This window comes from SAR202 cluster bacterium (assembly GCA_016872355.1).
Taxonomy (GTDB): domain Bacteria; phylum Chloroflexota; class Dehalococcoidia; order Lucifugimonadales; family VGZY01; genus VGZY01.
On sequence record VGZY01000018.1, the window covers coordinates 1 to 13,015 of the forward strand.

Genomic DNA, 13,015 nt, shown 5'->3' on the forward strand with positions numbered 1-13,015 from the left:
GCCCCTCCAGAACAAGGTTCAGTATCTGTGCTCTCTTCGCTTCTCGCTCGGTCAAATGTAGTCCTCTCATGGACTGACATATTCACTGAGCAGTTACCTACTGACAATATCACTGAGCAAAGACATCAGCACGTCCCGTTATTGACCCTTTTTGCGGGCCGTTGATACACTAGGGGGGCTAACCGCCCAAGACGTCCCTGTAGCTCAGGTGGATAGAGCAGCTGCCTTCTAAGCAGTTGGTCGCGGGTTCGAGTCCTGCCAGGGACGCCAACATCCCCAGAAACCCCTCCGGGGCTTCGCCTCCGCACGGGCAGGCAACTGACGTCTCTCCTCCTCATACATGGGATCGATGACCGCCCCGAGTAGCCCTTCCATTTTGGCCCTAAATGTTACCGCCGTCTGGGTACCTGCTTTCCTTCGCTCCTCTCAACTTGTTCACTCCCATGACGCAGGCGTGACGGAAACCGTCGCGCCTGTCCTTTTACCCTCGGGGCGTGTAGAGTAGTTGTATAGTTCGCTTCCTGCGAATCGTGACGGATTTCGGAGGTCCGGGACATGCCGGAGTCTTACGAGGGTAAAGTGAGGGCGCCTGAGTTCCCGTCCGGCCTGGACTGGATGAACTCGGACCGCCCGGTCGCGCTTAGTGAGTTTCGCGGCAAAATTGTCATCCTGGACTTCTGGACCTTCTGCTGCATTAACTGCATGCATATCCTCCCGCAGCTCGCAAAACTAGAACAGAAATACCCGGATGAGCTCGCGGTGATCGGGGTCCACTCGGCAAAGTTCATGGCGGAGAAATCGAGCGAGGCCATACGCCAGGCGATACTCCGTTACCACATTGAGCACCCGGTCGTTAATGACAAGGACTTCACAATATGGAGATCGTACGGCGTTCGCGCATGGCCGACCCTCATGTTCATCGATCCCGAAGGAAAAGTGATCGGCCGACACCAGGGCGAGATCTCTTTTGATTCACTGGACCGTGTGGTGGCGGATATGGTGAGGCAGTTCGACTCCAGGGGCATCCTTGACCGGCATAGGATCAAGCTGACCCTCGAGAAGGACAAGGAGCGCGACCGCCCTCTCTCCTGCCCCGGCAAAGTCCTCGCGGACGCCGCTTCCGGGCGGCTCTTCATCGCGGACTCGAACCACAACCGCGTCGTCGTCGCAACTCTGGACGGCGTGGTGACGGACGTTGTGGGCAGCGGTCATGCGGGCCTCGCGGACGGAGACTTCGCATCGGCCGCGTTCAACAACCCCCAGGGAATGGCGATAGACGGCGACGCCCTGTATGTCGCCGACGCCAGGTCACACGCCGTGCGCCGGATCGACCTTGCGGCAAAGTCCGTCACCACAATCGCCGGCGCTGGCGGCCAGGCGATGCGCCTCCATCGCGGCGGCCACGGGCCTGACGTGCAGCTCAACTCTCCTTACGACCTTGCGCTGCATAACGGCGCGCTATTTATCGCGATGGCAGGCTTCCACCAGATATGGAAGATGGACCTTGCATCCGGCCTCATCGGGCCGCATGCCGGCTCCGGCACAGAAGGCATCGCGGACGGGCCGGCGGCGGAAGCGATGCTGGCCCAGCCGTACGGGATCGCGACAGACGGCGACGCTCTCTATTTCGCGGACAGCGAGACGAGCGCCGTCCGGCGGGCGGACATCCACGACGGCGGCGCGGTCACGACTATCGTCGGGACGGACCTCTTCCAGTTCGGCGACGCGGACGGCGTGGGAGAGGACGCCCGCCTCCAGCATGTGCAGGGCCTTGCCCTTCACAATGGGCTTCTTTACATCACGGACACCTACAACAACAAGATCAAGACCGTCGACCCTGCGACCCGTGAGGCGGTGACATTCGCAGGCGATCGCGACCCCGGCATGTCCGACGGCGCATTCCACGAGGCACGGTTCTACGAGCCGGCCGGCGTAAGCCCTGCACATGGTAAGCTGTACGTGGCAGATCCGAACAACCATGCGATACGCGTAATCGACATCCCCACTCGATGGACCAGAACCCTGACCCTGGACTGGAGTCGCTTGCCGGAAGCGGCCCGGACAGGGGCCACAGGGGGCCGCTGACAATATCGGCGCGGCTCGGAAAGGCGGGTGGCCCTGCTTTGACCGCCTCAAATCGCCTCGCTGTATCTGTGGCGCCACCGAAAAATCACCCAGAGGCGCGTAATGCTCAACAGACTCATCAACGAAACAAGCCCTTACCTTCTTCAGCACGCCAACAACCCCGTGGACTGGTACCCCTGGGACCCGGAGGCGTTCGAGAAAGCCAGGGCCGAGGACAAGCCCATCCTCCTCAGCGTGGGCTATTCCGCGTGCCACTGGTGCCACGTGATGGAGCACGAGTCGTTCGAGAACCGCGATATCGCCAAGCTGATGAACGACAACTTCGTCTCGATCAAGGTGGACCGCGAAGAGCGGCCGGACGTGGACTCCATCTATATGTCCGCAGTGCAGGCCATGACGGGCCGAGGCGGATGGCCGATGACGGTGTTCATGACGCCGGACGGCAAGCCGTTCTACGGCGGCACATACTTCCCTCCCGAAGACCGCCGCGGCATGCCCGGCTTTCCGCGCGTGCTCCAGGCGCTGGCGGAAGTCTACCGCGAGAACCGGGGTGAAATCCTCAAGACCAGTGGCCAGCTGATGCAGCACATGCGGCAAATGGATATCACGTCCAGTAGCCGGGACCCGCTCACGGACTCCATTCTCAACCAGGCCTTCAGCGGGCTGGCGAAGGACTTCGACGACAACTACGGCGGCTTCGGGTACCAGCCGAAGTTCCCGCAGCCGATGACTTACGAGTTCCTGCTCCGCCACTACGCCCGCACGGGCAGCCCCACGGCGCGCGAAATGGTCGACACGACTCTGGACCACATGGCCATGGGCGGCATCTACGACCAACTCGGCGGAGGGTTTCACCGCTACTCGGTCGATATGTACTGGCTTGTGCCCCATTTTGAGAAGATGCTTTACGACAACGCCCTTCTCGTCCGCCTCTACCTGCACGCATACCAGGTCACGGGGAAGCCCCTTTACAGAAGGGTTGTGGAAGAGACGCTGGAGTACATGCAGCGCGAGATGGTGTCGCCCGAAGGCGGCTTCTACTCCGCCCAGGACGCCGACAGCGAAGGCGAGGAGGGCCGCTTTTTCCTCTGGCGTCCGGACCAGGTGCGTGGCCTCCTTGGCGAGGAGGACGGCGATCTCGTAAACGACTACTACGGCGTCACTCCCCAGGGCAACTTCGAGGGTCGCAATATCCTCAGCGTCGCGGTCGACCCGGAAGCCTATGCACGTTCCAGAGACATGGCCCCCAAGGCGTTCCAGGAGCTTCTCGACGGCCTGCGCAGGCGGCTGCTGGAGGAGCGCTCGAAGCGCATCGCGCCGGCACGCGACGACAAAGTGCTAACCTCGTGGAACGGGCTGGCTATCACCGCGTTCGCCGAGGCGGCGCTGGTGCTTGGGCGGCCCGAGTATGCCGTGGTCGCCGATCGCGCGGCCACGTTTGTCATGGACAATCTGCGCCAGGATGGCCGTCTCCTTCGGACGTTCAAGGACGGGCAGGCCAAGTACAAGGGGTACCTCGAAGACTATTCGTTCCTGGCGTCCGCTCTGCTGCAGCTACACGAGGCCTCGTTCGACCGTCGCTGGCTCGATGACGCCATCGGACTGTGCCGGCAAATGGTTGAGCTGTTCTGGGACGCGGGGGCCGAGAAGTTCTACGACACCGGCGCGGACCACGAGGCGCTTGTCCTCCGCCCGCACGATATCTCGGACAATGCAATCCCTGCAGGCAGCTCAATGGCCGCGGACGTGCTGCTGAGGCTTGCGGTCATCACAGGCGACGCCGACCTGCGCGAGAAGGCGGCGGCGGCCCTCCGCGGCGTGCGCGAGCTCATGTCGCGCGCCCCCAGCGGGGCGGGCCACTGGCTCTGCGCTCTGGACTTCTACCTCTCCACGCCGAAGGAGATCGCCATAGTCGGCGAGCCCGGCGCGCCGGATACGATGGCCCTCCTCGCGGAAGTGCACAACATGTACCTCCCCAACCGTGTGCTCATCGGGAGCGACGGCGGCCCAGTCGGCGCGGTCGAATTGCCGCTCCTGGAGTCGCGCACCATGGTGGGCGGCAAGGCGACGGCGTACGTGTGCGAGCACTACGTGTGCCAACTGCCTGCAACCGACCCGCAGGCGCTTGCCGCCCAGCTCGGGGGCGATTGACCATGTGCAGGCTGAGATAGCAAGATTGCAGTGCATCCGGTATATCTTGATATCCGGTCCCGAATACACCGGCGCCGCGACTCTAAGTGCCATGGGCGAATGAATTCGCCGCTGGGGGCGCGTGGTCTGCTTTGCAGGCCACGTCGCCGGATGTCCGCCTTCGCGGACAATGAAGAATGCCTGGAGCATCATGCTCCGGGATGATCGGATCGTCCGCGAAGGCGGACGTTTGGCGTCGTTCATCGCGAAGCGATGTACGCGCCCTCAGCGGCGAATTCATTCGCCAACGGCCTCTCGTGCCACCCTGGGCCATCCCCCTTCCCACCTGAGCGGCAGCGAAGGGTCTACGGGCGCTGCCGGCGTGCGGTCGTCCAAATTGCAGGCACGGTTCTTAGACCCTTCGCTGCCGCTCAGGGTGGCAGTACTTGTTACGGGTTATTGCTTGTATACCATTGGTCGCTATGTCATTGCGCCTATTAATTTCTTACCCCGATAATTCGCGGAAATCGCCACGAAACAATTTCCCGACCATCGTACTCCATCAAAGCTATTTCGCGTTTAAGATAGCGTCTTATGTGCAGGCGAGCACACGCCCCGCAGCGCAGAATCAAGCGGGGAATCAAGGGGTATTCGTGCGTGGTTTGTCCTCGCGTGCGGCGCGGAGAATGGTGTGGGTGTAGGCGGCCCTGTAATCGAACTCAGGCAGCGCGTCGAACTGCACCAACTGCTCGTGAAGGACCTTCCACTGCTCGTCCGTCATCCAACCGAAGCCGTGCGCCCCGGTGACGGGCCCGAAGGCGTCGGCCATCTCCGCCTGCAGCATGAAGCGCTGGTGGTCGCGGTCCTCCTCCGGCGCGTACTTCATGACCACGCTCACGGCCCCGTCCGGGTCCGCCTGGATGTCCTCCATCGCCCTCAGAGTCGCCCGCAGGAAGCGCGCCAGCCGGTCGGGTGAGCCCGCGACCATGTCCTCCCTCGTGATGAACGTCAGACCGATGTTGTCGACGCCGAAATCCTCCGGCGACCATTGCAAGACCTCGAAGCCGAGGCGTCTGATGGTGTCCGGCTCGTTGGACTTGAATACCGCGAGCAGGTCTACCCTGCCCTCCGTGAGAACGCGGACGTCGAAGCCGGCGTTGACCTCGCGGATCTTCGACCGGTCCACCCCGTTCGCGCTGAGCATCGCAAGGTAGTCGGGAGGGACGGATGTCCTGTAACCGAAGGTCTTGCCTTCCCAGTCCTTCGGCGTGCGCATACCGGAGCTCTCCAGGGCGACGTACGCCTGCTGGCCGCGCTGGCCGAACAGGGCGAACGCTACTACGGGGAGGCCCGGATCTGCCCGCCGCTTCAGGACGGAAGAGGCGGCGGCGGTGGTCACATCGACGTCGCCGGACATCAGCAGCTTCAGGTGCTCTCCGGTTGCGGCGTGCCGGATTTCCACGTCCAGCCCTTCCTCCCTGAAGTAGCCCCGCTCCTGCGCCACGTAGACAGCTACGAACGGCAGGTTGGCCTGCGGCTTGAAGCCGGCCATGAATACGAGTTTCTCCGCCGATTGCAGTGCATCCGCCGCGGGGGACGGTCCCGGCGTGGCGTCCTGCCGCTCGGCGCACGCCGTCATGAGAACCAGCGCCAGGCTTGTCAGCAGCAGTCGCATCATCGTCGTTGCGCCTGGCGGGACTCGTGCCAGAAGAGGGTACGGCCCTCTGCGTAGGCCGTGAGCGCCGTGAGCGCCACGCCGATGGCGGCCAGGACGACGATCGCTGCGAACAGCGTGGGCATGTCGATATTGTTGTGCGCGACGATGATCACGCTGCCCAGGCCGCGGTCGCCGGTGAACCACTCGCCCACCACGGCCCCGATGACTGCCAGGGGCACCGTGATGCGGAAGGCGGCGAACAGGTACGGCAGCGCGCTCGGGAGTCGCAATTTGAGGAAAATCTCGACCGTCGAGGCCGAAACGGAGCGCATGAAGTCCAGCGCGCCGGAGTTGACGGACCTGAAGCCGGCGATCGCGCTCACGAGCACCGGGAAGAACGTGATGAGCGCCGCGATGAGCACCTTGGGGAACGACCCGAAGCCGAACCAGATGACGAACAGCGGCGCGACTGCGATCACCGGCGTCACCTTCACGAGGAGCGCCAGGGGGTACAGCGTGCGCTCAGCGGCCCGCGAGTGCGCCATTACGGTGGCCGCCGCGACCGAGGCCGCGCATCCCAGTGCGAAGCCAGCCGCGGCCTCTGCGAGCGTCACCGCGCCGTGGCGGGCGAAGTGGCCGGGGCGGTCCATGAGGCGCGCAGCGATGTCCGAGGGCGCCGGGACAACGTATACCGGCGTGCCCGACAGCCTTACCCAGATCTCCCACACCGCCAGCACGGCGAGCACAGCGGCGACCGGCGCGGCGACGTCCACAAGCCGGCGCGCCCCGCGGCCCCTATCCTCGCGCTGCGGCATACGCCACCCCCGCGGAAAGGCTGTCCTTCACCCGCCGCACAACGGCCATGAACTGGGCGCTGTGCTCAAGAGAGTCGTCGCGAGGCCGTGGAAGGTCAACGGGAATGTCATCAAGGATCCTGCCCGGCGACGGCGACAGGACGATCACACGGTCGGACATGCTCACCGCCTCCGCGATGCTGTGCGTGACCATGAGCGCCGTCGTGGGCGAGGCCTCCCATACCCTGAGCACCTCGTACCGCATGGCGGCGCGTGTAAGCTCGTCTAGCGCGCCCAGCGGCTCGTCCATGAGCAGCACGGCCGGCCTGAAGACGACCGCGCGGGCCAGTGCGACGCGCTGCTTCATCCCGCCGGAAAGCTCATGTGGGTAGAAGGACCGGAACGCAGAGAGGCCGACCGCGTCTATCATGCGCTCCACGGCCGCGCTGGCGTCCTCGCTTCGGCCCGCCCGGTTGACATGGAGCGGCAGCGCGATGTTGTCACGAACGGTCCGCCACGGCAGGAGACACGGGTCCTGGAAGACGAAGCCGATCTGCTTGCCGCGCTGCGCCTCGCGCGGAGGCTTGCCTGCTATGGTGATCTTCCCGGCGGACGGCGTAATGACGCCGCCCACCGACTTCAGGAGGGTCGTCTTCCCGCACCCGCTCGGGCCGATGATGGAGACGAATTCGCCTGCCGCCACGGAAAGGCCGACGCCGTCCAGCACAGCCGGCCCGCGCCCTTCGCCGGGGCGATAGCTGTGCGAGAGTCCGCGGATGGCGATGTGCGGCGGCGCTTTCATGGCGGGCCAATCTACTCCTACAATGGGTATCATAGCATCGGAGGGTACCTGTTGAAGCTCGGCAGGCCGGTCCACATTGCAGAGGGCATCTGGCAGGTGCGGGCGCTCGGCTCGCGCGTGACCGCCGTGGAGAGCGGGGACGGCCTGCTGCTTGTGGACGCCAGCTCACGCGGCAGCCTCGCGCCCATCAGGGACGGCCTCGCCTCCGCCGGGCTCCCGCTGGACCGGGTGTCGCTCGTCGCCGTGACGCACCACCATCCCGACCATACCGGCGGGTTGCGCGAGCTGGTGGATGCGACCGGCGCACCCGTGGCGGCGCACCCTGCTGACGCCGGTGTGGTGAGCGGCGCCGTGCCCGCGCCGAACCCGTTCCGCCGCCGTTACGCCGCCCGGATGTCCGGCCCGGCCGTCGCGAGGCTGAACGGACGCGCCTGCGAGGTGGTCTACGAGATGCAGGACGGCGCGGCCGTGCCCGGCTTCGACGGCGTCGTCGCCATCCACACGCCGGGCCACACGCCCGGGAGCGTGTGCATCTACTTGCCGGACAGGAAGGCGCTGATAGTGGGCGATGCCCTGCAGAACCGGTTCGGCCGCCGTCTTAGCCCGCCATCATCCTTGTTCACCGAGGACGCGGCGTCGGCGATGCGCTCGCTGCGGCGGCTACTGGAGCTGGAGTTCGAGACGATCGTGTTCAGCCACTTCCCGCCGGTCCGCAGCGGGGCGCGCGATGCGCTAAGTGCGATGCTGGAGGGGCGACGCCGCTAGCCGGCCTGCCGGAGGTGCTGGTTGCGGTACTGCACGCGCGCCTTGAGAAGCACGATGCCGCCCGCCAGCAGGACGCCGAAGACGCCCACAGGGTCGCTCTGGAGCGCCCATCCGGCCAGGGGGGTTACGATGAAGTACGACGCCCCGGTGTACCCGGCGTTCCGGGTCGCCACGAGCACCAGCAGCGCGATCACGGCCCCCACCGGCACGCCCAGCGGCGCCAGGCCCGCCGTGGTGCCCATCGCAACCGTCACGCCGGTGCCGCCCTTGAAGCCCTGCGTGACCGGGAAGATGTGCCCCGCCAGCACGGCCGCCATCGCCACCAACCCCACCCACGACGGCCACCCCATCAGGTAGACCGGCAATGTAGCCGCGAGCCCCTTCAGGATATCCAGTCCGAAGACCATCAGCCCGAACTTGCGCCCCGCCTCGCGAAAGATGTTCGCCGCGCCAGGGTTGCCGGTGCCGACCGTCCTGATTTTCACCCCCGCGCGGCGCGCGACCAGGTCACCGGCAGGCACCGTGCCGATGAAGTAAGCGATGATTGTCCAGACGACGATCAGCGGCAAGCCCAAGACGCTCTCCAGATACGCAATGTGCGATTCTCTGCGTTGTAGTTAGCTATGTTATGGTATCTCGGCGGCGTTGTCCACTACTTCTATTTTGAACTGATAGGCAATGTCGCCGACCGAGAATTTGGCAAGGAATTCCAGAACATATACGCCCGGCGGCAAGTCAACATTGAAAGGCTTCATCAAGTCCGGGGTGATCACCGCCTGTCCAGTCATTAGCGGGGTTGCCTGCGCAACCGTATAGACACCGCCGGAGATATTGGTGACTGGTAATTCCGAGACAGCTTCAATGACAACCTCTCCACCTCGCTTTACGATCACCGGAGTCGCGTTGGCGAAGTCCGGCCAGCGTATAACGTCCCCACGCCTGCGCACGCCCTGGCCGATGGGCCAGCAGTGGCTCCCTGCCCGCCCGCCGTCCACAACGTCGCCGTACCTGATCTCGAATCGCGGCAACGGAGGTGGCGGCGCAACGCCTCCCGAAGGAATTGGCCCGATAATAACTTGTGGCCGGTCTCTGTACTTCACTTCCAACTTGAAGTCGTACAGCGCTGAAACCATCAACCACTCTCCGCGCACGGTGAGAGAATACACGCCCGGGTACAGGTCCACTTCGAGCGGCCCGCCGGAGCCGAACTCTATGAACTTGATGTCCGTATCCAGCCAGGGGGAGCTTTGAGATACACGGGATATCCATCCAGACAGGGTAGATGTGCTATACCCCTCCGTGACTTGGAACGCAATGGACTCACCTCCAAAGACGGAAACAGCGCGCGCCGCATCGAATCCCTCCCAGGGTGCTAACGTGGCACACACGTTGCCCATGTAGACGCCGGATTCTTGTTTAGGGAAGTACCGGCATTGTACCCTGCGATTGCCCATAACCCGGGTGTCTCCGAAGTGGACGAACAACGAAGGTAAGTCAGGCATCGGCGTTGCGGGCGGCAAAGGCGTCAGCGCCCCTTGCACCCCGGAAGGCGGGACATACCAGATGCTGGAAGGATCACTCGTCCACGGCGTCGGCGTGGGCTCAGACGTCGCCGCCGGCAGCGGCGTCCACGGGTCGGCGGCTGCCGGCGAACATGCGGCGATCAGCCCCGAGAGTGCCAACGCGACGATTGTGTACAGCGTTCTCAAAGTTGCTCCTCGACACTCGCGGCCGGCTCAGACCAAAATTGCGCCCATGGTCAATCGAAGCTGGTGCTGCCGCCTTGCCCCATGGCATGTATGAGCATTCCGATGCCGGTCCAGACAAGGTATACGCCTCCCGTAATGGCAGAAAACACATGGAGCCCACGAGGGACAGGAGTGCACGCCTTCAGGTGTCGCGCGTACTCGTCAATAATGGCCTCGCGCCTGCCAATTACTACCGCCCCAACCACAATTAGCGCAAGGCCCATGATCGCCCAGGACACCCTTCCCACGGTTTTGAAAACAGAACTGCTCTCGATGCTGGGCGGGATGCCTGGCAAAGCCTCAATCGCAACAAGTCCGGCAATGGCGGCCCACGCGGCAAGGACGACTATCCCGAAGACGAACGCGCGTCGCCTGGCGCCGTTCCGACCGGCAACAGCCGTTGTCGCAGACTCATAGGGTCGCTTGGCATAAAGTAGGGCCGCAACATAAGCTCCACGCCGCTTAACACAAGACATGCCAATGTACAACGTAGCCAGAGCGACGAGTATCAATTCGATATTTGGGACGAGCATTTGCTCTCCAGCCTGGTAGGTGTTTCAGAAATCATGAGGCCGGAATTGCGAAGCGCCGTGTCGAGAAAAAACCCGCCATTAGGCGTGTGAGGCTTCGCACAACCTCCATGTTCGTCGCTCAAATATGGGATGGGTATCCCGGCGGCGTTGACTAGTACCCTAACGGCGCCGTCCTTGGCGACGGTCTCGGGTGAGGCGTCGGCGTCGGATGCGGTATGACGTCCAACCTGAAGTCGTAATATACCCTGCCGTTGGGCCACGTGCCTTTCAAGATCAGCGCACAGGACGACGGAAAGAGATCAACCATGAGCGGCTCACCGGAGACAATCTCCTTCATCATAGTGCCCGTCTCAAGCCAGGGCGTCCTCTTCATCGCGATGTAAATGCCGCCGGTGATGGTTGAAGTCGAATAACCATCGGATAGGACAAAGGTCAGCATATCGCCGCTCAAGACCGGCACCGGGCGCGCGGTGTCGAAGCCGTCCCACGGCGCGAGCGATCCGATCTGGGCATGGGTATACGTGCCGTCCTCTTTGACTCCGAAGTACCTGGCCTCCACGCGCCTGTTGCCCAGCACCCGGCTGTTGCCGGCCAGAACGTACATCCACGGCAGGTCCGGCTCGGCGGTCGGCGCAGGCAGCGGCGTCACAGGCTCGCTCGTCGGCGGCGGCTCCATGGCTGTCGCTGTGTGCGCCGGCAGCGGCGTCCACGGCTCGGCCGCCTGTGCGGAGCACGAGATGGTGAGCATTGCTAAAGCAACCAGTGGCAGCGCACCGAAGAATCCGAGTCCGGTTGGCCTTCTCGGAGCTATCGCCCTCACTCTATCACCTCAATCAGGAATCGGGCCGTCGCCGCGCCAACCGGCCAGCCCGCATGTACGTCGAGCACGTACCTCCCGGGAGGGATATCGAGGCGGAACGGGCCATTCAGGTCTGGCAAGAGCACCAGTGAGTCACCTCGTGGCACCGGCTGCGTCGTGCCCGGGTAGATCCCGCCCGTCAGCGAGTCGGGCCCATCGTGCGCCTCCACCTGCACCTGGACCAGAGCGCCCTTCTTCACCCTGATTGGCTCCCCAGCGGCTATCCGCACCCAGCTATCCGTGTTCTCGCAGCTCAGGCCTTTGGAAGCGGGTCCTGCCCAGCAGTAGCTCGTTATCTCGCCCACCGTCGCGAGGCCGTCGCCGTGGCGCAGGCTGAACGACGGGAACGGATATGTCGGGTACGGAGTCGCCGTAGGCGTGGGCGTTCGGGTCGCCGGGTCCCGCACTGCGTCCTCTATGCGTTTGATCAGCTCCGCCTCCGAGATGCCTTCCACGTCTGCCATATGCCAGGAGTACATCCCAACTATCTGCACCCTACCGTCCACTATCTTGAGCCGGTACACGGAGGAAATGTTTATGTACGTGTTCGGCAGTTGCCCGACCGGCCCCACGAGCAAAATGAAGCGCTCGCCGTCCTCCATCGGAAACAAGCGGCATTCAGAGCGGTGAAGGAGCGTGAAGCGCCCATTTCCGGCGCCCTTGAAGTAGCGGTCGACCTCAATCTCGTAGGTCGTGAACCACCCAAAGGCCAATTGCTCAAGGTCTACCGTCAGGAACTTCGATTCGTTATTGACGTTTCGGACCGGCAGCGTGGAGACGACGAGCGTGGACTTCGTTACCGCCTCGAACAGCGGCATGGAATTGTCGGGACCCGTTCGGAGGCACGACGGTCGGATAGCGGGAAACGGCGTCGGCGTCGGCGGCGCTGGCGTGCGGGTGGGCCTGACCTCCGGCGCCCGCGCCTGCGCCGCCGGGGCCGGAGCGGCGGGCGGGAGCTGCACAAGCAACGGTCCCGGCGTAGCCGAAGGCTCTGCAGTCGCCGCCGGCAGCGGCGTCCACGGCTCGGCCGCCTGCGCGGAGCACGCGGCTAAAAGGCACGCGCCGACGGCAAGAGTGACGACCAACGTCACTTTCATTGGGCCTGCTCCCTTACCGACTTCCAAATAAGTCCGATCAACTCGTCGGCGGGTATTCCCTCAAGCGTCCGCATTGGCCCGGCATTGGGGCTTACGATGTGGACCACATCGCCTCTAAGATCGAAGTGGAATACGCTCGATGCGTTGACAAATATGTGCGGTGCCCCATGTACCGGGCGCAAGAGCATTAACACCGGCCCTTCGCCTTCGACAAGGTACTCTCTGCATGGGGAAGAGAACCTGGCGAAAGTGATACTGGCCGGGCCTTTCCCTTTGAGATATCTAACGTCAACCAGCTCGGTCAGAACAAGTCGCTGAATTGAGTCCACGGTATGTCCCAGCATAACAAGCTCGTCCACGTTCGCCCTGCCTGGCATTGGACTCCCGATCACTATGGCCGTAGAGGACGCCACTGCCTGCTCGAGAGTCATGTAATACCACGGTACGAAGTCATAGGAACAATGTACTGTCGGTTGGGGTGGCTCCGGTAGCGGCCGCGCGGGACGCGGCATCGCCGGCTTTTCCGGCGGCCCGCTAGTGGCTGC

Annotated in this window: 12 protein-coding genes and 1 tRNA gene; 4 read left to right on the top strand and 9 right to left on the bottom strand. The window is 63.7% G+C overall.

The features are described from left to right. The first annotated feature begins 193 nt into the window (after positions 1 to 193). The 3 genes from FJ319_05795 to FJ319_05805 all read left to right on the top strand — a co-directional run bounded on the left by FJ319_05795 (position 194) and on the right by FJ319_05805 (position 4,236). Positions 194 to 270: transfer RNA gene (locus tag FJ319_05795), tRNA-Arg, on the top strand. A 285-nt stretch (positions 271 to 555) separates the two neighbouring features. Next, positions 556 to 2,085: a redoxin domain-containing protein gene (locus tag FJ319_05800; GenBank protein MBM3933802.1), complete on the top strand. Its 1,530-nt coding sequence runs from the start codon at positions 556 to 558 to the stop codon at positions 2,083 to 2,085. Positions 2,086 to 2,187: 102 nt separating this feature from the next. Next, positions 2,188 to 4,236, top strand: coding sequence for a thioredoxin domain-containing protein (locus FJ319_05805; protein ID MBM3933803.1), 2,049 nt, complete (start codon positions 2,188 to 2,190; stop codon positions 4,234 to 4,236). Between the two features lie 619 nt (positions 4,237 to 4,855). On the opposite strand, the gene FJ319_05810 is transcribed toward FJ319_05805, so the two are convergent. Genes FJ319_05810 through FJ319_05820 form a run of 3 tightly spaced genes read right to left on the bottom strand, consistent with a single transcriptional unit; the run spans position 4,856 to position 7,501 of the window. Continuing rightward, the gene (locus tag FJ319_05810; protein MBM3933804.1) at positions 4,856 to 5,893 is read right to left on the bottom strand and encodes an ABC transporter substrate-binding protein; all 1,038 of its coding nucleotides are present in this window, start codon (positions 5,891 to 5,893) and stop codon (positions 4,856 to 4,858) included. Continuing rightward, a complete protein-coding gene (locus tag FJ319_05815) occupies positions 5,890 to 6,687 on the bottom strand; it encodes an ABC transporter permease (GenBank protein ID MBM3933805.1) in 798 nt (265 codons plus the stop codon). The genes FJ319_05810 and FJ319_05815 overlap by 4 nt, the downstream gene beginning before the upstream one ends. Further along, positions 6,668 to 7,501 (bottom strand): ABC transporter ATP-binding protein, encoded by an 834-nt coding sequence (locus FJ319_05820; GenBank protein ID MBM3933806.1) that lies wholly within the window; start codon positions 7,499 to 7,501, stop codon positions 6,668 to 6,670. Before FJ319_05820 ends, FJ319_05815 begins: the two co-directional genes overlap by 20 nt. Here FJ319_05820 and FJ319_05825 point away from each other — a divergent pair. Continuing rightward, positions 7,049 to 8,233, top strand: a complete 1,185-nt coding sequence (locus FJ319_05825; GenBank protein MBM3933807.1) for an MBL fold metallo-hydrolase — start codon at positions 7,049 to 7,051, stop codon at positions 8,231 to 8,233. The two genes, FJ319_05820 and FJ319_05825, sit on opposite strands and share 453 nt — an antisense overlap. Here FJ319_05825 and FJ319_05830 read toward each other — a convergent pair. The 6 genes from FJ319_05830 to FJ319_05855 all read right to left on the bottom strand — a co-directional run bounded on the left by FJ319_05830 (position 8,230) and on the right by FJ319_05855 (position 12,901). Continuing rightward, positions 8,230 to 8,829, bottom strand: coding sequence for a glycerol-3-phosphate acyltransferase (locus FJ319_05830; protein MBM3933808.1), 600 nt, complete (start codon positions 8,827 to 8,829; stop codon positions 8,230 to 8,232). The two genes, FJ319_05825 and FJ319_05830, sit on opposite strands and share 4 nt — an antisense overlap. 30 nt (positions 8,830 to 8,859) lie before the next feature. Continuing rightward, on the bottom strand, positions 8,860 to 9,942 hold the full coding sequence (locus tag FJ319_05835) for a hypothetical protein (GenBank protein ID MBM3933809.1): 1,083 nt from the start codon (positions 9,940 to 9,942) through the stop codon (positions 8,860 to 8,862). A gap of 50 nt (positions 9,943 to 9,992) precedes the next feature. Beyond that, positions 9,993 to 10,457 (bottom strand): hypothetical protein, encoded by a 465-nt coding sequence (locus FJ319_05840; protein ID MBM3933810.1) that lies wholly within the window; start codon positions 10,455 to 10,457, stop codon positions 9,993 to 9,995. 208 nt (positions 10,458 to 10,665) lie between these two features. Continuing rightward, complete coding sequence (locus tag FJ319_05845) at positions 10,666 to 11,262, bottom strand: hypothetical protein (GenBank protein MBM3933811.1); 597 nt, start codon at positions 11,260 to 11,262, stop codon at positions 10,666 to 10,668. 68 nt (positions 11,263 to 11,330) lie between these two features. Continuing rightward, positions 11,331 to 12,470, bottom strand: coding sequence for a hypothetical protein (locus FJ319_05850; protein MBM3933812.1), 1,140 nt, complete (start codon positions 12,468 to 12,470; stop codon positions 11,331 to 11,333). Further along, complete coding sequence (locus FJ319_05855) at positions 12,467 to 12,901, bottom strand: hypothetical protein (GenBank protein MBM3933813.1); 435 nt, start codon at positions 12,899 to 12,901, stop codon at positions 12,467 to 12,469. The genes FJ319_05850 and FJ319_05855 overlap by 4 nt, the downstream gene beginning before the upstream one ends. Positions 12,902 to 13,015: the final 114 nt, after the last annotated feature.